Origin of the sequence: Sulfitobacter sp. AS92 (assembly GCF_038900015.1) — a bacterium.
Lineage (GTDB): Bacteria > Pseudomonadota > Alphaproteobacteria > Rhodobacterales > Rhodobacteraceae > Sulfitobacter.
This window is the reverse complement of sequence record NZ_JBBMQL010000003.1, coordinates 447692-470415: the sequence shown is the minus strand read 5'-3', so window position 1 is coordinate 470415 and position 22724 is coordinate 447692. Positions and strand designations below refer to the sequence as shown.

At 61.1% G+C, this 22724-nt stretch carries 23 protein-coding genes; 17 read left to right on the top strand and 6 right to left on the bottom strand.

Annotated elements, in window-relative coordinates; all coding sequences use genetic code 11:
* The first annotated feature begins 40 nt into the window (after positions 1-40).
* Together phnE and WNY61_RS08420 are read left to right on the top strand one after the other, a co-directional pair.
* Complete coding sequence (gene phnE / locus WNY61_RS08425) at positions 41-1276, top strand: phosphonate ABC transporter, permease protein PhnE (protein WP_342851108.1); 1236 nt, start codon at positions 41-43, stop codon at positions 1274-1276.
* The gene (locus WNY61_RS08420; protein ID WP_342851022.1) at positions 1276-1890 is read left to right on the top strand and encodes a chloramphenicol acetyltransferase; all 615 of its coding nucleotides are present in this window, start codon (positions 1276-1278) and stop codon (positions 1888-1890) included. The genes phnE and WNY61_RS08420 overlap by 1 nt, the downstream gene beginning before the upstream one ends.
* On the opposite strand, the gene phnF is transcribed toward WNY61_RS08420, so the two are convergent.
* On the bottom strand, positions 1887-2600 hold the full coding sequence (gene phnF, locus WNY61_RS08415) for a phosphonate metabolism transcriptional regulator PhnF (protein ID WP_342851021.1): 714 nt from the start codon (positions 2598-2600) through the stop codon (positions 1887-1889). The genes WNY61_RS08420 and phnF overlap by 4 nt on opposite strands.
* A gap of 101 nt (positions 2601-2701) precedes the next feature.
* On the opposite strand from phnF, the gene phnG reads away from it, so the two are divergent.
* The 7 genes from phnG (at position 2702) to phnN (ending at position 7804) form a co-directional block, all read left to right on the top strand.
* Entirely contained in the window at positions 2702-3160 is a 459-nt protein-coding gene (gene phnG, locus WNY61_RS08410) for a phosphonate C-P lyase system protein PhnG (RefSeq protein ID WP_342851020.1), read from the top strand.
* Positions 3160-3720: a phosphonate C-P lyase system protein PhnH gene (gene phnH, locus WNY61_RS08405; protein ID WP_342851019.1), complete on the top strand. Its 561-nt coding sequence runs from the start codon at positions 3160-3162 to the stop codon at positions 3718-3720. The genes phnG and phnH overlap by 1 nt, the downstream gene beginning before the upstream one ends.
* Positions 3720-4820 carry a carbon-phosphorus lyase complex subunit PhnI gene (locus WNY61_RS08400; protein WP_342851018.1) on the top strand — a complete coding sequence of 367 codons (1101 nt, stop codon included), beginning with the start codon at positions 3720-3722 and terminating at the stop codon, positions 4818-4820. The genes phnH and WNY61_RS08400 overlap by 1 nt, the downstream gene beginning before the upstream one ends.
* A 47-nt stretch (positions 4821-4867) precedes the next feature.
* Positions 4868-5737, top strand: coding sequence for an alpha-D-ribose 1-methylphosphonate 5-phosphate C-P-lyase PhnJ (locus WNY61_RS08395; RefSeq protein ID WP_342851107.1), 870 nt, complete (start codon positions 4868-4870; stop codon positions 5735-5737).
* Positions 5734-6504 (top strand): phosphonate C-P lyase system protein PhnK, encoded by a 771-nt coding sequence (gene phnK, locus WNY61_RS08390; protein WP_342851017.1) that lies wholly within the window; start codon positions 5734-5736, stop codon positions 6502-6504. The genes WNY61_RS08395 and phnK overlap by 4 nt, the downstream gene beginning before the upstream one ends.
* 71 nt (positions 6505-6575) lie before the next feature.
* The gene (gene phnL / locus WNY61_RS08385) at positions 6576-7259 is read left to right on the top strand and encodes a phosphonate C-P lyase system protein PhnL (protein ID WP_342851016.1); all 684 of its coding nucleotides are present in this window, start codon (positions 6576-6578) and stop codon (positions 7257-7259) included.
* Positions 7256-7804 carry a phosphonate metabolism protein/1,5-bisphosphokinase (PRPP-forming) PhnN gene (gene phnN / locus WNY61_RS08380; RefSeq protein ID WP_342851015.1) on the top strand — a complete coding sequence of 183 codons (549 nt, stop codon included), beginning with the start codon at positions 7256-7258 and terminating at the stop codon, positions 7802-7804. The genes phnL and phnN overlap by 4 nt, the downstream gene beginning before the upstream one ends.
* Here phnN and WNY61_RS08375 read toward each other — a convergent pair.
* Complete coding sequence (locus tag WNY61_RS08375) at positions 7780-8457, bottom strand: DUF1045 domain-containing protein (RefSeq protein ID WP_342851014.1); 678 nt, start codon at positions 8455-8457, stop codon at positions 7780-7782. The genes phnN and WNY61_RS08375 overlap by 25 nt on opposite strands.
* Before the next feature lie 47 nt (positions 8458-8504).
* Between WNY61_RS08375 and WNY61_RS08370 the strand changes: the two genes are divergently transcribed.
* The 5 genes from WNY61_RS08370 to WNY61_RS08350 all read left to right on the top strand — a co-directional run bounded on the left by WNY61_RS08370 (position 8505) and on the right by WNY61_RS08350 (position 14336).
* Complete coding sequence (locus WNY61_RS08370; RefSeq protein WP_342851013.1) at positions 8505-9653, top strand: alpha-D-ribose 1-methylphosphonate 5-triphosphate diphosphatase; 1149 nt, start codon at positions 8505-8507, stop codon at positions 9651-9653.
* A gap of 223 nt (positions 9654-9876) precedes the next feature.
* The gene (locus tag WNY61_RS08365) at positions 9877-12294 is read left to right on the top strand and encodes a PAS domain S-box protein (RefSeq protein ID WP_342851012.1); all 2418 of its coding nucleotides are present in this window, start codon (positions 9877-9879) and stop codon (positions 12292-12294) included.
* Positions 12295-12355: 61 nt separating this feature from the next.
* On the top strand, positions 12356-12643 hold the full coding sequence (locus tag WNY61_RS08360) for an SH3 domain-containing protein (RefSeq protein WP_342851011.1): 288 nt from the start codon (positions 12356-12358) through the stop codon (positions 12641-12643).
* Between the two features lie 160 nt (positions 12644-12803).
* Positions 12804-13739, top strand: a complete 936-nt coding sequence (locus WNY61_RS08355; protein WP_342851010.1) for a class II glutamine amidotransferase — start codon at positions 12804-12806, stop codon at positions 13737-13739.
* Between the two features lie 30 nt (positions 13740-13769).
* Positions 13770-14336 carry a poly-gamma-glutamate hydrolase family protein gene (locus tag WNY61_RS08350; protein WP_342851009.1) on the top strand — a complete coding sequence of 189 codons (567 nt, stop codon included), beginning with the start codon at positions 13770-13772 and terminating at the stop codon, positions 14334-14336.
* Between the two features lie 38 nt (positions 14337-14374).
* On the opposite strand, the gene WNY61_RS08345 is transcribed toward WNY61_RS08350, so the two are convergent.
* From WNY61_RS08345 to WNY61_RS08330, 4 genes are read right to left on the bottom strand one after another with little or no spacing between them, the layout of a single operon-like run.
* Complete coding sequence (locus tag WNY61_RS08345) at positions 14375-15226, bottom strand: ABC transporter permease (protein ID WP_342851008.1); 852 nt, start codon at positions 15224-15226, stop codon at positions 14375-14377.
* A 4-nt stretch (positions 15227-15230) separates the two neighbouring features.
* Positions 15231-16088 carry an ABC transporter permease gene (locus WNY61_RS08340; RefSeq protein WP_342851007.1) on the bottom strand — a complete coding sequence of 286 codons (858 nt, stop codon included), beginning with the start codon at positions 16086-16088 and terminating at the stop codon, positions 15231-15233.
* A complete protein-coding gene (locus tag WNY61_RS08335; RefSeq protein WP_342851006.1) occupies positions 16088-17173 on the bottom strand; it encodes an ABC transporter ATP-binding protein in 1086 nt (361 codons plus the stop codon). The genes WNY61_RS08340 and WNY61_RS08335 overlap by 1 nt, the downstream gene beginning before the upstream one ends.
* 60 nt (positions 17174-17233) lie before the next feature.
* The gene (locus WNY61_RS08330; protein ID WP_342851005.1) at positions 17234-18295 is read right to left on the bottom strand and encodes an extracellular solute-binding protein; all 1062 of its coding nucleotides are present in this window, start codon (positions 18293-18295) and stop codon (positions 17234-17236) included.
* Positions 18296-18922: 627 nt separating this feature from the next.
* Here WNY61_RS08330 and WNY61_RS08325 point away from each other — a divergent pair.
* The 3 genes from WNY61_RS08325 (at position 18923) to WNY61_RS08315 (ending at position 22708) form a co-directional block, all read left to right on the top strand.
* A complete protein-coding gene (locus WNY61_RS08325; RefSeq protein WP_342851004.1) occupies positions 18923-19648 on the top strand; it encodes a ribonuclease activity regulator RraA in 726 nt (241 codons plus the stop codon).
* 2 nt (positions 19649-19650) lie between these two features.
* The gene (locus tag WNY61_RS08320; protein WP_342851003.1) at positions 19651-21171 is read left to right on the top strand and encodes an aldehyde dehydrogenase (NADP(+)); all 1521 of its coding nucleotides are present in this window, start codon (positions 19651-19653) and stop codon (positions 21169-21171) included.
* A gap of 571 nt (positions 21172-21742) precedes the next feature.
* A complete protein-coding gene (locus WNY61_RS08315; RefSeq protein WP_342851002.1) occupies positions 21743-22708 on the top strand; it encodes a tripartite tricarboxylate transporter substrate binding protein in 966 nt (321 codons plus the stop codon).
* Positions 22709-22724: the final 16 nt, after the last annotated feature.

Sequence of the window (22724 nt, the reverse complement as noted above, 5' to 3'; positions counted from 1 at the left end):
CGCTCAGCAGGTCGCCAGCCGCAGCTTCCGCCGCAAGCGGATGGCGAGCCTTGCCGCTCCGGTGCTGATCCTTGCCTACCTCACCTACGTCTTCTTTGCCTTCGACGTGGCGGGGCTGGGCGATCGCATCAACGTGTCGAACATGAAGACGCTGGTGGCCGACAGCTACAGCTACAAAACCCATGTCGCCCGCGACAACCGCAACGGCGAGATGGAGATCGCCATCGAGGGCGAGCGCAAAGGCCGCTATGCCCCCGGCACCGCCCCTGATTGGGTCACTTTGGGTGCGACTTCTATCGTCGAGCTGGGCAACGGCCATACCGTCGAACTTGGCCCCGAAGTGCGCTATGACGTGCCGGGCTACGGGCTGATCACCGCCACGCCGGGGCGCAGCGGCGTCAACGCCACCCTGCCGGGTGGCCCCCTGCCCGAGTGGATCAACGCCTCCAAAAACCGCCTTGCGGTGACCACGGAGGCAGGCCGCCTGACGATCACCCGCAACCGGGCCGAAGTGTTCCGCTATTTCAACGGGTGGGAGCTGTTCTTCTTCACGCTCGACAGCCCCTATCACGGCATGTCCCCGCTGGAACTGCTGCGCAGCGGCGACTATGGCGCGATCTGGCAGGACTTCTGGACCAACAAAATGTGGCGTCACGGCGATGTTGCTTGGGCATTGGTTGAGACCATTCTCATGGCTTTCCTCGGCACCTTTGGCGCGGCGATGATTGCCCTGCCGCTGGGGTTCCTCGCGGCCAAGAACTTCACCCCTCTGGGCGGCCTGCGCTTCGCCGCGCGACGGCTCTTTGACTTCCTGCGCGGTGTCGACGGGCTGATCTGGACCATCGTTCTCTCCCGTGCCTTTGGCCCCGGCCCGCTGACCGGATCACTGGCGATCCTGCTGACAGACACCGGCACCTTCGGCAAAATCTTCTCAGAAGCGCTGGAGAATGTGGACGACAAGCAGATCGAGGGCATCGCCTCCACCGGGGCAGCACCCGTGCAACGCTACCGCTTTGGCGTCATCCCGCAGATCACCCCGGTGCTGCTGAGCCAAGTGCTCTACTATCTGGAATCGAACACCCGTTCGGCCACCATCATCGGCGCGATCACCGGCGGCGGCATTGGCCTGCTGCTGACCCAAGCGATCATCACCCAGAAGGATTGGGAGGAAGTCAGCTATTACATCGTGCTGATCATCCTGATGGTCGTGGCGATGGACAGTTTCTCGGGCTGGCTCCGCCGCAAGCTGATCGCGGGCACCGAGGCGGGCCACTGATGGCGCGTCTTAAACCCGACGCGCCCTTCCTCCACCCCGACTGCGAAATAACGGACACGCAGTTCGGGCGCTATGTCGAGATTGGGCGCGCCAGCCGCCTCGCCCATTCCGAGATCGGCGACTACTCCTATTGCGACCGCTGGTGCGACATCGCAAACACCCAAATCGGCAAGTTCAGCAATATCGCCGCCAGCGTGCGCATCGGGGCCACCGATCACCCGATGGAAAAGGCCAGCTTGCACCATTTCCACTACCGCGCCGGGGACTGCTTCGACGGGGCCGAGGATGACGCCGACTGGTTCGCCCTGCGCCGCAGCCGCCGCACGGTGATCGGCCATGACACATGGTTGGGCCACGGCGCGCAGGTCCGGCCCGAAGTGACCATCGGCCCTGGCGCGGTTGTCGCGGGCGGAGCCATTGTCACCCGCGATGTGGCGCCCTATATGATCGTTGCTGGCATCCCCGCCAAACCCCTACGCCGCCGCTTTTCCGAAAGCATCGCCACGCGGATGGAGGAATTGGGGTGGTGGGATTGGCCCCATGACCGGCTGCAAGCATCGCTCAAGGATTTCCAGACCATGCCCGCCGAAGCGTTTTTGGAGAAATACGGCTAGTCGCCGGGGTTGAGGGTCAGCGTCACCCGATCACCCGCGAACCACGTCACCCCGTATTCCACCGGCACGCCCTCGGGGTCCACGTTGATCCCGGCAGAGCGCAGGATCGGCGCGCCTTCGGTCAGCCGCAAATGCAGCGCCTGCGTGGCATTGGCAAGCTTCGCCGTCAGCCGGGTCGAGGCGCGGGTGTAATCCGCCACCCCGCCCTGCGCCAAGGCCGTGGTGACCGAGCGGCTGGCCTCAAGCGCCGCCAACAGGTCGGGGAACCGCGCGGCGGGAAAGATGCTGCGAAAGATCGCGATGGGCTGCTCATCGGCCAGCGAAAGCCCTTCATAGACATGCACCAGCGCCTCCCCATCCAGCCCCAACTGCGCGGCCTCATGGGCCGAGGCCGCGCGGGTCTCCAAGGTCAAAACCTCCTTGGCCGGCACCCGCCCCGCCGCCGCGAGGTTCTGGTGAAAGCGCACCCGTTTGCCGATGGGATAATCCGTGGGCCGCTGCGCCACGAAGACCCCCGCACCCCGACGGCTATAAGTCAGCCCGCTCTCGTTCATATCGCTGATTGCGCGGCGCACCGTGTGGCGGTTCACCCCGAACCGCGCGGCCAACTGCGCCTCTGTCGGGAGCCGGTCGCCGGGGGCGTATTTCCCCGTGGCGATGTCATGGGTCAGCGTGGCGGTGATGGTTTTCCAGATCGCAGTTCGGGCCATGTCGCAGAAGTTTCACATATCCAAGCTTGCGCCAGCAGGAGGCCAGCGGCTAATACTTGTCTAGTTGTATAGTAAATTAGACAAATGCACAAGGTGTCTAGATGACGGTTGAAACCAAAGAAAAGACCCGCGATCGGCAGGCTTGGATGGGCCTGCTCGCGCGGGCCGAGGCCGCTGATCTGGCCCAGCTCTGGGCGCGCTACGGCGCAGTCCCCGCCCATGACCTGCTCCGAGCGCCAGAGATCGGCGGCGTCATGCTGCGCGGCCGGATGGGCGCTGTGGGCGACGCCTTTAACATGGGCGAAATGTCGGTCACGCGCTGTTCGGTCCGGCTGGCGGAAGGCCCCGACGGCCACGCCTATGTGCAAGGCCGCAGCCGCGACAAGGCGCTGCAAGCCGCCCTCGTCGACGCGCTGATGCAAAGCGAAGCCGCCGATGAGGTCCGCGCCAAACTGCTCGACCCGCTGGCCGAGATTGAGGCCCAACGCCGCGCCAGTCGTGCCGCCAAAGCCGCGGCCACCAAGGTCGATTTTTTCACCATGGTCAGAGGAGAAGACTGATGCAGACCCTATCGCTGGCAGGCGGGTTTCGCGACGCGCCCAAAGACGCCGCTTTTGCCTTTCGCGCCGTGATGAACGCCATGGCCAAACCGGGTGAGATCAGCAGCGTTGCCGGAGCCGAACCGCCCGCGGGCCTGTCGATCGCTGCCGGGGTCGTTCTGCTGACGCTCTGCGATCCCGAAACGCCTATTTACCTCGCCCCAAGCCTCGACCGCCCCGAGCTGCGCGACTGGATTACCTTTCACACCGGCGCGCCCTTCGTCCCGGCCAGCGCCGCGCAATTCGCCTTAGGCACTTGGGCAGAGCTGCCCCTCAGCGACTTCCCCCTCGGCAGCGCGGCCTACCCTGACCGCTCTGCCACGCTGATCGTCGAGGTGGATGATCTGCGCAGCGATGGCGCGACCCTCTCCGGCCCCGGCATCAAGGACAGTGCTGCGCTGTCGCTGCCCGACCGCGCGGCCTTTCAGCAAAACGCGGCGCTCTTCCCGCGGGGATTGGATTTCATTTTCACCTGCGGCGACCGACTGGCGGCGCTGCCCCGAAGCACGAAGGTGTCCTGATGTATGTAGCGGTAAAAGGCGGCGAGCGGGCGATCGACAACGCCCACGCATGGCTCGCCGAAGAGCGGCGCGGAGACGCAAGCGTGACCGAACTCAGCGTCGCGCAAATTCGCGAACAGATGACGCTGGCAGTGAACCGGGTAATGGCCGAAGGCTCGCTCTATGATCCCGACCTTGCTGCGTTGGCGATCAAACAGGCGCGCGGTGATCTGATCGAAGCGGTGTTCCTGATCCGTGCCTATCGCACCACCCTGCCGCGTTTCGGTACCTCGCGCCCGATGGACACTGGCACCATGGCCTGTGACCGCCGCGTCTCGGCCACCTTCAAGGATGCGCCTGGCGGTCAGGTTTTGGGGCCGACATTCGACTACACACACCGCCTGCTGGATTTCAAACTTGCCGCCGATGGTGAGGTGCCCCCCGCCCCCGAGGTGACCGATGCAGAGCCGCCCAAGGACACACCGCACATCATGGAATTCCTCGACCGCGAGGGGCTGATGCAGCGCGATACAGATAGCACGACCCCGCCGCGCGACTTAACCCGCGAACCGCTGGAACTGCCCGCCACCCGCGACCTGCGCCTGCAAGCGCTGACCCGCGGCGACGAGGGTTTCGTGCTCGGCATGGCCTACTCCACCCAGCGCGGCTATGCGCGCAACCACGCTTTCGTCGCGGAACTGCGCATCGGCAAGGTCGCGGTGGAAATGGACATTCCCGAACTGGGTTTCGCCATCGAGATTGGCGAGGTTGAGCTAACTGAATGTGAAACGGTGAACCAATTCACAGGCTCCAAAACCGAACCGCCGCAGTTCACCCGCGGCTATGGGCTGGTCTTCGGCATGTCTGAGCGCAAGGCGATCTCCATGGCCCTGGTGGACCGGGCACTGCGTTGGGAGGAGTTGGGCGAGGACAACGTCGGCGCGCCTGCGCAGGATGCGGAATTCGTGCTTTATCATGCGGATAATATCCAAGCGACGGGGTTCTTGGAGCATATCAAACTGCCCCATTACGTCGATTTTCAATCCGAGCTTGAACTGATCCGCAAGCTGCGCCGCGAGGCGACAGCGGCCCAAGACGCGCCCCGGGAGGCCGCAGAATGACGCAGGCCATGACCGAAAGCGAACAGGACACGAATGAGGATAGCGGCATGAACGACTACAACTTTGCCTATTTGGATGAGCAGACCAAGCGGATGATCCGCCGCGCGATCCTGAAAGGGCTGGCGATCCCCGGCTATCAGGTGCCCTTTGCCAGCCGCGAAATGCCGATGCCCTACGGCTGGGGCACGGGCGGGGTGCAGGTGTCTGCCGCCGTGCTGACGCCCGAGGATACTTTCAAGGTGATCGACCAAGGGGCAGACGACACGACCAACGCCGTCTCGATCCGCCGCTTTTTCCAAAAGACCGCCGGGGTCGCCGTGACCGAAGCCACGACAGAGGCCAGCGTCATCCAAACCCGCCACCGCGTCCCCGAAGCCGCGCTGCGCGAAGATCAGGTGTTGGTCTATCAGGTGCCGATCCCCGAACCGCTGCGTTTTCTTGAGCCTTCGGAGGTTGAGACCCGCAAAATGCACGAGCTAGAGGAATACGGGCTGATGCATGTGAAGCTTTACGAAGACATCGCCCAGCACGGCGCGATTGCCACGGCCTATGCCTATCCGGTCAAGGTCGAGGGGCGCTATGTAATGGACCCCTCGCCGATCCCGAAATTCGACAATCCGAAACTGGAAATGGCCGCGATTCAACTCTTCGGTGCAGGGCGCGAGCAGCGGATCTATGCGCTGCCGCCCTATACGCAGGTCGTGTCGCTAGATTTTGAGGACTACCCCTTTGAGGCTAGCAAAGCCGATCATCCCTGCGGCCTCTGCGGGGCCGAGGACAGCTATCTGGATGAGTTGATCGTCGATGACGCAGGCGGGCGTTTGTTCATGTGCTCCGACACCGATTACTGCGCGGCGCGTCAGGCGGCTGGGCATCGCGGCGCGGAAGCGGCCCCCGTGTTGGAGGGCGTGGCATGACCCCCTTGTTGCAAGTTGAAAACATCGCGAAATTCTATAGTGCGCGGATTGGCTGCACCGATGTCAGCTTTGACCTCTACCCCGGTGAGGTCATGGGCATCGTCGGCGAAAGCGGCTCGGGCAAATCCACGCTGCTCAACACACTGGCAGGGCATCTGACCCCTGATCGCGGGGCGGTGCGTTTCGATACCCGCGCCGATGGCCTGCGCGACACGGTGACCATGAGCGAGCCGGAGCGCCGAATGCTGTCGCGCACCGATTGGGCCTTTGTGCACCAACACGCCCGCGACGGGCTGCGCATGAACGTGAGCGCGGGCGGCAATGTGGGCGAGCGGCTGATGGCCGTGGGCGCACGGCACTACGGCGACATCCGCGCCAGCGCCACCGATTGGCTGGGCCGGGTGGAAATCAACGAAGATCGGATCGACGACCGGCCTTCGGCCTTTTCAGGCGGGATGCAGCAGCGCTTACAGATCGCCCGCAACCTCGTGACCGGGCCGCGACTGGTCTTCATGGACGAACCCACCGGCGGTCTGGACGTGAGCGTTCAGGCGCGGCTGCTCGACCTGCTGCGCGGATTGGTGCGCGAGATGGGGCTGAGCGCCATCATCGTGACCCATGATCTGGCGGTGGTGCGACTGCTCGCCGATCGGTTAATGGTGATGAAGGACGGCCATGTGGTGGAAACCGGGCTGACGGATCAAGTCTTGGACGACCCGCAGCATGGCTATACGCAGCTTTTGGTCTCTAGCGTGCTACAGGTTTGACAGCGCAGGAAAATGTTTCGCACGCGAAACAAATGACAAACGTTAACAATAAGTTAAACAAGGCTGAACCCATGATACGCGTGGAAAATGTGAGCAAATCCTTCACCCTGCACAACCAAGGTGCGGCGGTGATCCCGGTGATGCGCGGCGGTGAATTGACCGTGGCGCGCGGCGAATGCGTGGCGCTGACCGGGGCCTCGGGGGCCGGGAAATCAACGCTGATGCGGATGATCTACGGCAATTATCTGACCGCTTCGGGCCGGGTCATGGTGGGCGATCTGGATGTCGCCCGCGCCGCCCCGCGAGAGATTTTGGACCTGCGCCGCAACGTGCTGGGCTATGTCAGCCAGTTCCTCCGGGTGGTGCCGCGGGTGGCCACGCTTGACGTGGTGGCCGAACCGCTGCGCGCGGTGGGCAGCAGCGAAGCCGACGCACGGGCGCGGGCCGGAGAGTTGCTGGCGCAGCTCAACATCCCGCAGCGGCTTTGGCAGCTCAGCCCCACGACCTTCTCGGGCGGGGAGCAGCAGCGGGTGAACATCGCGCGCGGCTTTGCACACCCCTACCCAGTCTTGCTGTTGGATGAGCCGACAGCGAGCCTGGATGCCACCAACCGCGCCACGGTGCTGGCGCTGATCGAAGAAGCCAAAGCCCGCGGCACGGCGATCTTGGGCATTTTCCACGATGAGGCCGCCCGCGATCAGATCTGTGACCGCGAAGTAGACGTGACCCGCTTCACTCCCGGATTGGCCGCATGAGCGGGCGTTTCATCGCGGTGGTCGGCCCGTCAGGCGTCGGCAAGGACAGTGTCATGGCAAAGCTGGCGGAAGGGCGGCCAGACCTCTTCCTCGCCCGCCGCGCCATCACGCGGCCCAGCGAGGCTGGCGGCGAGGATTTTGACGGGATCAGCGAGAGCGAATTCCTGTCGCTTAAGGCGGAGGGTGCCTTTGCGCTGAGTTGGGCGGCGCATGGGTTGCATTACGGCATTCCCATCGCGATCGAGACGGCGCTGGAAGACGGGCGCGATGTGCTGGCCAACCTCTCGCGCGGGGTGTTGGCTGAGGCAAAGCTTCGGTTCGCGCGGTTCGAGGTGCTGTCGCTCACTGCCTCCCCTCAAGTGCTGGCCGCGCGGCTGCGCGGGCGTGGGCGCGAAACGGAAGAAGAAATCACCGCCCGTTTGGCACAGGCCGAGCGCGCCCTGCCCGATCATATCGCAGCGATCAAGATCGACAACTCTGGCCCGCTGGAGCAAACCGTGGCGCAGGCGGCGGCGGCACTTTACCCCGAGAGGGTGGCGCGATGAACCTCGTGGAACATACCGTCCTTGGCCTGCCCCACCAGCGTCAGGCTGTCCAGCATGAAGGGCTGCGGCAGATGTGGCGTGATATAGGGGGTCAGCGCTGCTGTGACTTGTGGCAGGTCGGCTTTGGGCAGTTTGCTGGTCAGGGTGATGTGGAAGCGGAAAGCGTCCATGACGTAAGGATAGCCCCATTGGATGAGGTTCGCCTCCTGCGCCGGGGTCAAGCTGGCTTGGCGGCGGGCGGCAAGGTCAGCCTCAGCCGGGGGCGCGCGGAAGGTATCGAGGCCACGCACCACCTCGGCGGCCATGGCGTTGAGCGCGGCGGTATCGCCCTCGGGCGTCAGCGCCAGAAAGCGACCCAGCCGGGTCAGGGTAAGCCTGTCCAGCGTGACGGGCGCAAGCCGCGTGCAAAGCGCCTTGAACGCGGCTTGCAGGTCGTCCGCCATGACCCCCTCGGCCAAAACGAAGGGCGGTTTGATCGTCGCATGCAGCCCGTATTTGCGCGGCGTCTCGGTCAGGGCGGCCACGTCCAGCCCGGCCACATTCGGATGTGCCACAGTCTGCCCGCGCGCCACATCCCAGCCCAGCCACGCGGCACCGGCCTCGGCCAGACCGCCCTGCGGCGTATAATAGATCGCATAGCGGTCAAACTTCATTCATCTTCTCCTTGCATCCATGGATGCGCAACTAGCGTGACGTTCTCATGACAAAAGAAACCATTCTCGCCAATGCAAAATTGATCCTGCCCGATGCGGTTATGACCGGCAGCGTGGTGCTGCGTGACGGGGTGATCGCGGATATCACGGAAGGCACCGCCGTGCCAAAGGGGGCAGCCGATTGTGAGGGCCGCTACCTCGCGCCCGGTTTGGTGGAACTGCACACCGATAACCTTGAGCGCCACATGAAGCCGCGCCCAAAGGTCGACTGGCCACATCGCGCAGCAATCATCGCCCATGATCGGGAACTGGCGGGCACCGGGATCACCACGGTCTTTGATGCGATCCGGGTGGGGTCGATCGTCTCGGACGACGGGCGCAAACGCTATGATAAATACGCCCGCAACATGGCCGATGAAATTCTGATGATGCGCGACAGCGGCGCGCTGTCGATCAGCCACCATATCCACCTGCGCGCCGAGGTATGCTCGGAAACGCTGGAAGAGGAATTGGCCGAATTCGGCCCCGACGACAAGGTCGGCATTGTTAGTCTGATGGACCACACGCCGGGGCAGCGGCAATTCCGCGATGTGCAAAAGTTCGAGGATTACGTCTGCGGCAAGAACGGCCTCCCGCGTGAGGACTTTGGGGACTACGTCACCTTCCTGCGCGGGCTGCAAGACCGGCTGGGCGCGAAGCATGAGGCGGCGGCGGTGGCGGCAGCCAAGCGCTATGGCGCGGCGCTGGCCAGTCATGATGACACCACGGCCCAGCAGGTTGCCACGAGCCACGCTCATGGCGCGCGCTTGGCCGAATTCCCCACCACCCGCGAGGCGGCGCAGGCTTGCCATGCCCAAGACATCGCCACGATCATGGGCGCGCCCAATCTTGTGCGCGGTGGATCGCATTCGGGCAATGTGGCGGCGCGGGAATTGGCCGAACTGGATCTGCTGGATATCCTTTCGTCAGACTACGTGCCTGCTGCCCTCCTCTTGGGCGCGGTGCAACTGGGCAACCTTTGGGGCGATATGGCCCGCGGGCTTGCCACCGTCACCCGCACGCCTGCACATCATGTGGGGCTGACCGACCGGGGGGAGATTGCACTTGGGATGCGGGCCGATCTTATCGAGTTCGAGGTGATGAAAGACGCGCCGATCCTGCGTTCAGTTATTGCCATGGGCAAGCGTGTCGCCTGACCGGCGCAGATGGCTATTTCAGCGTACCCGCCCCTCAAGGCGGGTGCCGCCACGCGCATCACCCTCCCTAACCTCAGGGGCAAGCAGCACAAAAATTTGTTGCTAAGCGGAAAAGTGGCCCTTTTCGCTCGCCTTGCCGCGCCTTAAAGCTAAATTACACCCACTCTGCATCTCGCAGGTGGATGTCAGCCGGTTATTGCAATCGACAAGCTTGAGGGAAAAGGTGCAAGAAGCAATCAAATTGGCGAGCGATCGTCTGGGTCAAATCGTCGAAGACGCGGCGAGCGAAGTTTACCTATTTTCAGCCGAAGACTTCACTTTCACTCTCGTTAACCGCGGCGCGCGTGAGAACTTGGGCTATTCGATGAGTGATCTGCGCGACATGGTCGCGTGGGACATCAAACCCGAACTGTCGCGCGACAGCTTTTTAAGCCTTGTGCAGCCGCTATTGCGGGGCGAAAAAACCACCCTTGAGTATGAGACCGTACACCAACGCAAAGATGGTTCGCGTTATCACGTCTTGACGCATTTGCAATTGATCGTCACCGAAGGCGAGAAGGTGTTTTATGCGGCCATTCAGGACATCACCAAACAAAAAGAGACCAACGCGGCGCTGACCAAAGTCTCGACTAGGCTGGACGCGATCCTAAGCAACACCACCATGGCGATCTTCATGATGGACGACCAACAGCAATGCGTCTTTATGAACCGCGCGGCGGAAGAACTGACCGGTTATAAGTTCGAGGAAACCGTCGGCAGGTCACTGCATGATGTGATCCATCACACCCACCCCGACGGGCGGCACTTCCCCATCGAAGACTGCGCCATCGACCGCGCCTTTCCCGAAGATCACCAGACCCAAGGCGAGGAAACCTTCGTTCATAAGGACGGCAGCTTCTATCCCGTAGGTTTCACGGCGTCGCCAATGAAGAACGAAGACGGCAAGACCGTTGGCACGGTGATCGAAGTCCGCGACCTGCGCGAAGAGCTTCGCGCCCGCAATGCGGAGATTGAATTTAGCAACGCGTTGAAGACCAAGATCGAAGAGGCCATGGCCGAGCGTGACCGGCTAGAAGCGCAGCTGGTACAGGCCCAAAAAATGGAAGCCGTCGGTCAACTCACCGGTGGTATTGCCCATGATTTCAATAACCTGCTTCAGGTGGTGGGCAGCAACCTTCAACTTTTGTCGAAAGAACTGGCCGAAGGCGACGCCAAGCGACGTTTCGTCGATAATGCGATCGCAGGCGTGTCGCGCGGGGCGAACCTTACGTCGCAACTGCTGGCCTTTGGGCGACAGCAGCCCTTGGAGCCGAAACCGCAGAACCTTGGCCGTTTGGTGCGGGGCATGGACGACATGCTGCGCCGCACCTTGGGCGAAGGGATTGAGATTGAGACGGTAATCTCAGGCGGGTTGTGGAACTGCCTTGTCGATCCGGCACAATTGGAAAACGTGATCCTTAACCTTGCGATCAACGCGCGTGATGCGATGTCGCATCATGGCAAGCTGACGATTGAGGTGGGCAACGCATCCCTCGATGACGCCTATGCACGGAGCCAACCCAATGTGACCCCCGGCCAATATGTGATGCTGGCGATCACCGATACCGGCTCTGGCATCGCGCCCGAGATTATGGAGAAGGTTTTTGACCCCTTCTTTACCACCAAGGAAACCGGCGAAGGCACGGGGCTTGGCCTCAGCATGGTGTACGGCTTTATCAAACAGTCCGGCGGGCACATCAAACTTTACAGCGAAGAGGCGCAGGGCACGACTGTGCGTGTCTATCTGCCGCGCACACAGCGCCAAGAAGAGAGCGTGCGCCAGCCAGTCACAACCGAAACGCCCATTGGCAGCGGTGAGGTGATCTTGGTTGTCGAAGACGACGCCGCCGTACGTGAGACCGCCGTCGATCTGCTGCGCGATCTGGGCTATGCCGTGCTAACGGCTGAAAATGCCGACAGCGCGCTGGCGATTGTCAAAAGCGGTGTGAAGATCAACCTGCTGTTCACCGATGTGGTCATGCCCGGCAAAGTCCGCAGCCCCGAGCTTGCGCGCGAAACCAAGGCACATTTGCCGAACGTTGGCGTTCTTTTTACCTCTGGCTACACGCAAAACGCCATCGTTCACGCCGGCCGGCTGGATGAAGGTGTCGATCTGCTGAGCAAACCTTACACCCGCGAACGGCTGGCGTTGAAAATTCACGAGATCCTGTCCCGCCATGCCAGCGCCGAAGCGGCGCTTTCGGGGCGGCAAGCCGAGCAGGCCCAAACCAGCGATGCTTTGAAAGTCTTGTTGGTCGAAGATGACGCACTGATCTGCATGGCTACGGCAGATATGCTTTCTGATCTGGGGTATGCTGTGACCGAAGCGGACAGTGTGGCCACCGCCGAACACTGCCTTGCGCAGGAGCGTTTTGACATCATGTTTACCGACCTTGGCCTACCGGATGGATCTGGCATGGTTCTTGTAGAGCAGGTCACGCAACTGCGGCCAGAGATCGCGGTCATCATCGCGTCGGGGGCCGATCCGCGAGAATATGCCGAAGGCGAGACCATCGCGACGCGCTTTGTAAGCTTGATGAAACCCTATGATGAGCATTCGTTGAAACGCGCGCTCGAGCAATGCAAGGCGAACGGGGCATAAGGAGGCTAGGATCAGCCCGGTTTTCGATCTATGACGGGAGAAAACCAAAGAGAGGCAGATCATGCGCGGGATCACATTCGCAACCGTTTCCACCCTTATGTTCGTCGCAGGTTGTGCGGGCATCGCCGCCGATCAGGTGATGGTGCACCGCACCGGGCCGGATGAGCTTTTGAAACTGCGCAGCGGCCCCGGCCTCGACTTTGGGGTCATCATGGGGCTGCCGGATGGCACCATCCTGAACCGTCGCGATTGCGTGACTGAGACTGGCCAGCTTTGGTGCCGTGTGTCCTTGGCCGATGCGCCAGAGGTGAGCGGCTATGTCTCGGCTGATTATATTTCCGACATCTGACGCGAAAGCCGGAGCGGGGCGGCGCACGCCCCCCTCCCTTTCAGACGGTCCTACGGCGCCGCTGTCCGGCACTTGGCTAGATTTACCTGCACATCACTCTATCTGAGGGCTTCACACCCGCTGTGACAGTCAGTGAAACCTCTCAAGAGTAAGGACAAATATGTGCCGCTTCCTCGCCTATATCGGACCCGAACTACCAATCGACGCGCTGCTCCTTGCGCCTGAGAACTCTCTGCTGAACCAAAGCCTTGATCCTGAGCTTCACCCAAGCCTGCAACTGGCGGGCTGGGGTTTTGCCGCGTGGAGCGACCATCTGCTGAAACCCGAAGCGCCGCTGCTGTACCACCGGCCCAAAGCGGCCTTTCACGATGACAACGCCAAGACTTTGATCCCAAGCCTGCAAGCGCACACGCTGCTGTCGCATATCCGCGCAGCATCTTATGACGCGAGCGTTGTGCAGGCCGATGAGAATTGTCACCCGTTTTCCTTTGAGCATACGCCGTGGATCATCGCCCAGAACGGCGCCCTGCCCCATTGGCGGCAGCTGCAGCGCGAGCTTTTGCAGCATTGTGAAGATCGCTATCTGACCCAAATGCGCGGCACGACTGATACGGAATTTCTGTATGTGCTGCTGCTGTCCCTCTTGGAAGGCGACAGTGACGATGATGTGCAACGCGGATTTGAAAAACTGTTGCGGGTCATTTGTGAGGCTGCGCGAAAACTTGATCTGGCGGCACTGACCAAGCTCAAAATCGCGCTGGTCAGTTCAGATCGCATTATCGGCGTAAACTATGGCTGCGGGCATGACGGCGAGACGGATGTGACCGGCGACTGGAAGAAGCTGCGCGACGAAGACTTGCCCCTCTCTATGCTGCTTGAGCCGGTCTATGTACTGACAGGCGCGAACTTCGAGGATCATGCAGACTCCTATAAGGTCGACGCCTGCCCCGAGGGCGAAGCCACATCGGCGATCTTTGCCTCTGAGCCGCTGACCGAAGACGGTGAGGAATGGCAGAAAATCGAGTTTGGCGAGATCGTGTTTCTGGAGCGGAAAGACGGGCGTATCTCCAAAACGGTGCGCAAGCTCGACGTTTGATCGCCGCCCCCAGCCGACAGGAGCCAATTCATGACGGATCGTTTCCAAAACTATGCCGACCTCTCTGCCGAAATGCTGCGCGATGATGATTACCAGATACGCGCCGAGGATCGTGAAAGCGCAGTCATCATCATCGCGCCCCATGGCGGAACGATTGAGCCTGAGACCAGCCTGATCGCTGAGGCCATCGCGGGGCGCGATTATTCCTACTATCTGTTTGAGGCGTTGAAAGCCGGGGCGCATGGGGATTTTCACATCACCTCGCACCGCTTTGACGAGCCGCAGGCGTTGGAACTTGTGGCAAGCGCGCAGGTCGCCGTGGCCATCCATGGCCGCAGGGATGATGGCACCGAGACGGTCTGGCTGGGCGGGCGGGCCGAAGGTTTGCGCGACGCAATCGGCACGGCCCTGCGTGATGCGGGGTTTGAGGCGGCGTTGAACACCACGCTACCCGGTGTGCATGAGACGAACATCTGCAACCGAACCCGCTCTGGCGAGGGGGTGCAGCTAGAACTGCCCCGGTCGTTGCGGCGCACGCTTGCCGAAGATCCCGACCTGTTGGAGAGCTTCAGTCAAGCGGTACGGAAGGCGCTGTAACCAGAGAGCGGCAGGCCCAGCGCGGGCCTGCCCTCTTATCATCCCCGTTTTTGAAACAGGATCAGCATCAGCGCCAAAAGCGATGAGCCCAGCATCAACAGCAGTGACACGGCGTTCAGCAGTGGGGTCGAGCCTTCCTTCAACCGGTCGAACATCGCAATCGTCAACGGCGCGTCAGAGCCTACCAGCATCAGCGTGGTATTGAAGTTCTCAAAGCTCATGAGAAACGCCACTACGACCGCGCCAATCATCGCAGGTGCAAGGAACGGCAGCGTGATCGTGCGCACAGCCGTCAAACGATCCGCGCCAAGGTTCAGCGCCGCCTCTTCCAGGGTGCGGTCAAACTTTTGCAACCGGGCCGAGATGACGAGTGTGGCGATGGTGGTGATAAAGCTGAACTGCCCCAAGATCACCAGAAGCAGACCGGGGCGCAGCGCCTGAATGTCAATCTGCGCAATGTCCCAAACGCCATTGGCCAGCGTGGATGAGAACACCAGCACCGAGATGCCCAGCACGATGCCAGGGATCACCAGCGGCAGCAGCATCAGAACATAGAGAAACCCTTTGCCGCGAAACTCATAGCGGTTGAACAAAAAGGCGTTCGTCGTGCCCACGCAGACCGACATGACCGCCACGCAAAGCGCCACGAAAGCAGAGGTGCCGACCGACCGCAGAATGCCGCGTTCTTGAAAGACGCCAATCTGCGGGCGTTCCTCGCCAAAGAACCAGTTCCACGTGAACCCCTCCCACGGGAGGGAGGGGAACTGGCTGTCGTTAAAGGCAAAGACCGCCACCACGGTCAGCGGCAGGGCCAGATAGAGAAAGAACAGCGCCACATAGCCGGCATAGAGGATGCGAAAGCTGCGCGATTGCGGGATTGTCGGGATCATTGGATCACCCCATCGTTTCCTTGAGGGTCCGGCCCGTGAGCCAGAGCATCCCCCAGACGATCACCGAAGACAGCACCAAAAGCATAAAGCCAAAAGCGGCGCCAAGCTCCCAATTGGAGCGCACGATGAACTGGTTATAGATCATTTCGGTGAACCACAGGCTGTCCTTGCCACCAAGCATTGTTGGCGTCAGGTAGTTTCCCAAGCTCAGCATAAAGACCACGATACAGCCCGAGACGATGCCGGGCATGGCATGGGGTATGATGATCTCGCGCAAGACCGAAAGCCCGCTTCCGCCCAGATCATAGCCTGCTTCAATCACACTGTCGTCGAGGCTTTCCAGCGTGGTGACAAGCGGCACGACCATGAAAAGCATCGAGGTATAGACCAGCCCCACCATCATCGTGGCATCGGTATAAAGCATCTCAACCGGGCGATCCGCCAGACCCACCCATTGCAGCAGGTTCGAGACGAGACCGGTCTCACGCAGCAGGATCATCCAGCCAAAAGTACGCACCAGCTCAGAGACATAAAACGGGATCAGGCAGAGCAGGAACAGCACCTGTTGCAAGCGCCCCTTGGCCATCTTGGCGATGTAATAGGATACCGGAAAGGCGATCAGTAGCGTCAGCGCGGTTGCCAGCACCGACATCACCGCCGTGCGCCAGAAGGTCCGCAGATACAGCGGTTCGGTCAGCGCCTTTTCAAATTGCGCAAGACTTGTTTCATAGACGCCAAAGCTGATCCGCTCGCGCAGCGAAATCAGCAACATGTCGATATGCGGAATGATGATAAGCAACCCCAGCCAGAGCACCAAAGGCGTCAGCAGCAGGTAGAATGTAATTCGAGATTGGCTGCGCATCAGGCGGCCCCAAAGCAGGTCGCCTGCCCCGCGCCCCAGCCGATATGCACCGCATCGCCACGTTGCAGGCTTGAGAATTCTCCCGATTGCGGCAGCGTGACTTCGAGAGTTTCGCCAACATCGTCCTGCACCAACACACGCGAGGCCGCGCCGTTGAACAGCAGGCTCGTGACAGTGCCCGTCAGTTGATTGTCAAAGCCCGAGAGCGCATCGGCGCTGGCGGCCAGGCGAATGGATTCAGGCCGCACGAAAATCTCGGCCCGTGCGCCTTGGGCAAGGCCCGCGCCCGTCGCCCGCATCGCCAGCCCGCTGTCGGTGCGCAGTTGCAGCGCGTCGCCCTCAACCCGCTCGATCCGGCCCTTCCAGCGGTTCGATTCACCGATGAAGCCCGCGACGAAGGGCGTCTCGGGGCGGTAGTAGAGATCTTGCCCCTTACCGACCTGCTCAAACTGGCCATTGCTCATGACAGCGATTTGGTCGGACATCACCAGCGCTTCGGATTGGTCGTGGGTGATATAGACGAATGTCGTGTCAAAGGCGGCTTGCAGCGATTTCAGCTCAACCTTCATATGCTCGCGCAGTTTCAGATCCAGTGCGCCCAGCGGCTCATCCAGCAGCAGCACGTCAGGCTCCAACACCATGCAGCGCGCGATGGCGACCCGCTGTTTCTGCCCGCCCGAAAGCTCATCCACCTTGCGGGCGCCGATCCCCGGTAGGCCGATCCGGTCGAGCGCCTCATCAACCTTGTGCGCGATCTCTCCCTTCGCCATGCCGCGGCGGCGCAGGCCGTAGCCGATATTCTCGGAAATCGTCATCATCGGGAAAAGCGCTAGATGTTGAAACACCATGTTCACCGGGCGCTTGTTCGGTGGCGTGTCGAGCACTGAGCCGCCCTTGATCCGAATGTCGCCCGAGGTCGGGTCAAGAAACCCCGCGATCATCCGCATGATCGTCGTCTTGCCGCAGCCCGAAGGCCCGAGGATGGAGAAGAAACTGCCCGGCGGCACCGTGAAGGAGACGTTGTTAACAGCGGTGGTATCGCCGAACCGCTTCACGAGGTCGACGCATTCCAGATCTGGGGTCATGTGAATTCCGTGTAATGGAGCGACACCCCCAAGATGAGGGTGCCGCCCGATGGTCAGTTATCAGTTGGCAGCTTGGACGCGGTCCAGCACTTCGCCTTCGATCGTTTCCAGACCGGCAGGCACCGGCGGATACCATTTGATGTTGTCGATCGCTTCTTGTGGGAAGCTGGCCTGATACTTGGCTTTCAGGCTGTCTTCGGCAAACTCATCCGCGCCGGCGGAGGCGGTGAAGTTGCCCGCCGCTGCGGTGATCATCGCCGCGACTTCGGGCTGCATGACAAAGTTGATCCACTCATAGGCCACATCGTCGGCCTGCCCTTTGGCGGGCAGAACGAAGGTGTCAATCCAGCCCAGAGCGCCCGAGGCCGGGGCCACGAAGGTCAGGTCAGCGTTGTCGTCGTTCAGCTTCCAACCGCCGGTGTCCCATGCCATCGACGCGGTCACTTCGCCCGAGCGCAGCAGGTTCATCAGCTCATCGCCGCCGCCCCAGTAGGTTTTGACGTTCGCTTTGCATTCGATCAGCTTGGCTTCGACCTTGCCCATGATCTCGGCGTATTTGGCTTCGTCGCCATAGGCGGCAAAGGGGTCTTCGCCCATGGCGAAGGCGAAACCGATGAGCGTCGGACGTTTGAGACGGTAGGAGACCTTACCCGCCACTTCCGGCGCGCAGAGGTCGGTGTAATCCTTGACCGTCTCGCCCGCTTCGGCGGTGTTTATCACCAGACCGGAGGTGCCCCAGACATGCGGCACGCCGTAGACGTCGCCGTTTACAGTGGTGTTCGCCATGGTCGAGTCGAGCATGGAGGTGATGAAAAGCTCTTTGTTCAGCTTGGAGACATCAATCGGCTTGTAGATGCCGAATTCCATCTGCGGGCCCATGATGCGGTCTTGCGACGGCTGAGCGAGGTCAAAACCACCGCCGCCCGTCGCGCGCAGCTTGGCGATCATTTCTTCGTTGTTGGATTTCGTGACTTCGACGGTATGGCCGGTCTCTTCTTCGAATTTCGCGACCACGTCCTCAGGTGCGTAGCCGCCCCATGTCAAAAGACGCAGCGTGTCGGCTTGGGCCACGGAGGCGAGACCCGCCAGCATAGTGCCGGCCAGCAGAATGGTTCGTGTCATGGGAAATCCTCTTTCTAGTGTACTAATTGTCGGCAGAATGCGCGCGTTAGACCGTTTGGTCAATTTATACTTCAGCGCGCATCGGGCCCTTGTCGCCTGATATTGCGAAACATTTGTGACAGAGGGGGAGATTGCCGTTTGTTCTGGCATGGTTGTCTTGGAAGCAGGCTTCGCCACGATGCCTCTTAAAACTGAGCGATCATCCTCGCTCTGGTTCTGGGACGTTGAAGCGAAAGACCCTGCGCCAGCGAAGCGGTCGCTTTACGGGTCGAGACCGTGCTAAGGCTTATGGGCCAGTTCAGTCCAGCGGCAAAGATAAATCCGGTTTCGACCAGGAATGCCGGTTAAAAGCACAGAGACCGAAGACCGTCGGCCCCCATTATTGTAAGAATTAGTAAGCCATATTGCGCTGATAACGACTAAATCTTACTAATCTGACGATTATACATTACAAATATTGACATATCTCTCTTCCTTATGTAGCTCCAAGGCTCAATGCTCTTGGAGGAGCGGGCAAAAATTCGCGAGACTTCGCGGCCAGTGTCGTTCGCGGCGACGGCCTGGGGGAGAGCACTCTAGCGCCTGATCTTTCCAAAAATGCAAAACGCTACACCATGGGGAAGAAAAATGAGCGATTATAACTTGTCAGACGAAACCCGCGACAAATTGCGCAAGGTGTCGACGGCCTCCGTGGCCACGGCGCTTTACAAACGCGGGCTGCGCAATCAGTTCGTGCAGGGTGTTACCCCGGTCGAGCGTAAGGCGGTGACCATGGTCGGTCAGGCCTTTACCCTGCGCTACATTCCGGCGCGCGAAGATCGCAATCCGATCACTGTGTTCCGCAACCGCGACCACAAACAGCGCGTCGCTGTTGAGACTTGCCCTGAAGGGCATGTTTTGGTGATGGATGCGCGCAAAGATTGCCGCGCGGCGACGGCGGGCTCAATCCTTATTACCCGGTTGCAGCAACGCGGCGTCGCGGGCGTGGTTTCCGATGGCGGTGTGCGCGACGCGGCAGGCATTGGCGCGCTTGATATGCCCGCCTATTTTGCCCGTCCTTCGGCCCCAACGAACCTGACCCTGCACGAGGCGATCGACATTAACGTGCCGATTTCCTGCGGCGATGCGGCGGTCTTTCCCGGTGATGTGATGCTGGGCGATGGCGATGGCGTCATGGTCATCCCGGCTCATCTTGCCGACGAAATCGCAGCGGAATGCATTGAAATGGAAGCCTATGAGGATTTCGTCCTGGAGCAGGTCAACGATGGGGCCGGGATTATCGGTCTCTACCCGGGCACCGACGACGAGAGCATCGTGAAATTTAACGCATGGCGCGAACAGAAAGGCCGATAAACATGACATTTACCCCACATGGCGACCACCTGATTGCTGGCGAGCGCGTGAGTGCTGAGGCGAAATTCACCTCTTCTCCGGCCAGTGGCGACGCCTTTGAATATTCAGCCGGCTCGCCCGAGCTGATCGCCGAGGCCTGCGATGCCGCGCATAAAGCGTTCCGGGCCTTTGCTGCAACTTCGCGCGAAGAGCGCGCAGTGCTGCTGGAAACCATCGCCGACGAGATCGATGCGCGCGGTGAGCAAATCACCGAGATCGGCACAGCCGAAACCGGTCTGCCCGAAGCCCGGCTTCAGGGTGAGCGTGGGCGCACCACGGGCCAACTGCGGTTGTTCGCGACCCATATCCGCGATGGCGCCTACCTGGACCGTCGTCACGATACGGCGCTGCCAGACCGTCAACCGTTGCCCCGGCCTGACCTGCGCATGATGCAGCGGCCCATTGGCCCGGTGGCAGTGTTTGGCGCGTCCAACTTCCCGCTGGCCTTTTCGACCGCTGGTGGTGACACCGCCGCGGCATTGGCGGCGGGTTGTCCGGTTGTCGTCAAAGGCCACTCCGCGCACCCCGGCACCGGCGAGATCGTCGGCGACGCCATTGTTGCGGCACTGTCCAAGCTCGGCATGGACGGTGGCATCTTCAGCTTCGTGCAGGGCGGCAGCCGTGCAGTTGGCGAAGCGCTTGTGACCGATCCCCGGATCAAAGCCGTTGGCTTCACCGGCAGCCTTGGCGGCGGGCGCGCATTGTTTGACCTCTGCGCCAAACGCCCCGAGCCGATCCCGTTCTTTGGCGAGTTGGGCAGTGTAAACCCGATGTTCGTACTGCCTGAGGCCGCCGCTGCACGGGGTGCCGACCTTGGCACGGGCTGGGCTGCAAGCCTAACCATGGGCGCGGGCCAATTCTGCACCAATCCCGGCATCGCGATCGTGGTGGACGGGCCAGAAGCGGATGCATTTGTGACTGCCGCCAGCGAAGGTCTGAAAGCCGTGGCCGCCCAAACCATGCTGACCGATGGCATGGCCGATGCTTATCGCAGCGGCGCGCGCCGCGTGTCTGAGGGCGCGGGTGTGAAATCGTTGTTGACCACCGCCTGCGAAGGCCGCTCTGCCGCGCCGTATCTGTTTGAGGTTTCAGCCGAAGACTGGACGTCAAACGAAGAGCTTTCGGAAGAGGTGTTCGGCCCGTTGGGTCTGGTGATCCGGGTTAGGGACGCGGATGAGATGCAGACCGTTGCCGCCAGCTTTAAAGGTCAATTGACCGCGACCTTGCAAATGGACGAGGGCGACACCGATCTGGCGCGCGCGCTTTTGCCGGTGCTTGAGCAGATGGCCGGGCGCGTATTGGCCAATGGCTTCCCCACCGGGGTCGAAGTCGCCGACACTATGGTGCATGGCGGGCCATATCCGGCATCGACCAACTTTGGTGCAACCTCGGTCGGCACCCTGTCGATTCGCCGGTTCTTGCGCCCGGTTTGCTACCAGAACCTGCCCGAGGCGCTGTTGCCTGCCGATCTTCAGGCAGACTGACAAACGGCGCAGATACGAGCCCGCCGACCCCATGTTGGCGGGCTAATACCGTTCATTCTGACGCGCAGCTTTACAACTTTCCCAAATCGCGCCGTCTGCTGGCAAGAATTTGGCAGGAATTGTAAGTATGTGTATGTTTAATGAACAAATACTAGGCGATATAGCGCTATTAATACGCCTTATCTGTTAAATTTGTGTTGATTTGTAAATATACGCTGTTTAATGTGACCAAAGCTTCACCGTACCCGCCCCAGCAGGCGGCCACCCGGAGAGGCAATTTGCCGAAGCGGAAGGGGGAGGATCGCAACAGTCGCATCGGAGACACAGCCACCTGTGTATCCACGCGAAGAATAAGTCGGGACAGGCGCAGTTCGTGCCCACACCGCGACCAGATCCAGCCAAAGCCGTACAACAGCCAGTCTATCTGGCCCGATGGCAAATCCCACTGACGACAACGCTGACCAACGTCATGACGCCGAACCGGTAAAGCCCCGCTTTTCCGGACCAGTCGGTGCACGCAAGACGCCAGACCTTGTCTGGCACACGACATCTGTAGAGGAGGAACAGATCTATGTTTTACAAAAGCTTGAAAACCACCCTTGGTGTTGCGCTTGGCGCAGCCATCCTTGGCACATCCGTCGCGGCGCAGGACTTTCCGATGCGCGACATTCGCCTGATCGTCCCTTGGCCCGCCGGCGGCGGCGCTGACGCGATCTCGCGCAAAATCAGCAACCTTGCCGAGCAGGATCTGCCGAAATCCATCTATGTGGAAAACATCGCTGGTGCGGTTACCGCGACGGGCCTGATCCAGATGACCAATGCACGCCCCGATGGGCATACGGTCGGTGTGCTGACCTATGACAGCGTCATCACCCTGCCCCGTGGCCAAATGGTGCCGGGCTATTCGCTCGACAATATGAAGCCAATCGCGCGCATCACCTCTGAGGCTGATGCGATTGTCGTCTCCAAACATTCGGGGATTGAGAGCTACGAAGACCTAATCGCCCGTGCCAAGGAGAACCCCGGCCAAGTGCGTGTCGGCGTGGCCCCCAAAGGCTCCGGCCCCTACCTTTCGGTGATGCAGCTGGAAAAACTGCTGGATGTGGATTTCAACGTCATCACCTATGCAGGCTCATCCAGTGCCGAAGCCGAGGCGCTGCTCTCGGGCGAGCTGGATGCGGCCATCTCAAGCCTTGGTGACTTTAGCGGCATCCTAGCCTCTGGTGACGCCAAAGGTGTGGTCGAACTGACGGGCGTGCAGAATGCCACCTACACCGACGTGCCGACGCTGAAATCCAAGGGCCATGACCTGCAGACCGGCAGCTTCATTGTACTCGCAGCACCGGCCAACACGCCGGATGAGGCGGTCGAGACGCTGGAGACCACGTTCAAGACAGCCTATGACAGCGCGGAATTCCAAGACTGGCTGGCACAGATTGGCGTGACCGCCGATTGGCTGGGTTCTGGCGAAGTCAACGCTTGGATCGACGAGCTGCAAACCAAGACGTTCACGCTGATGGACGAACTGGAATTGTAAGCCACCACGCCCACCA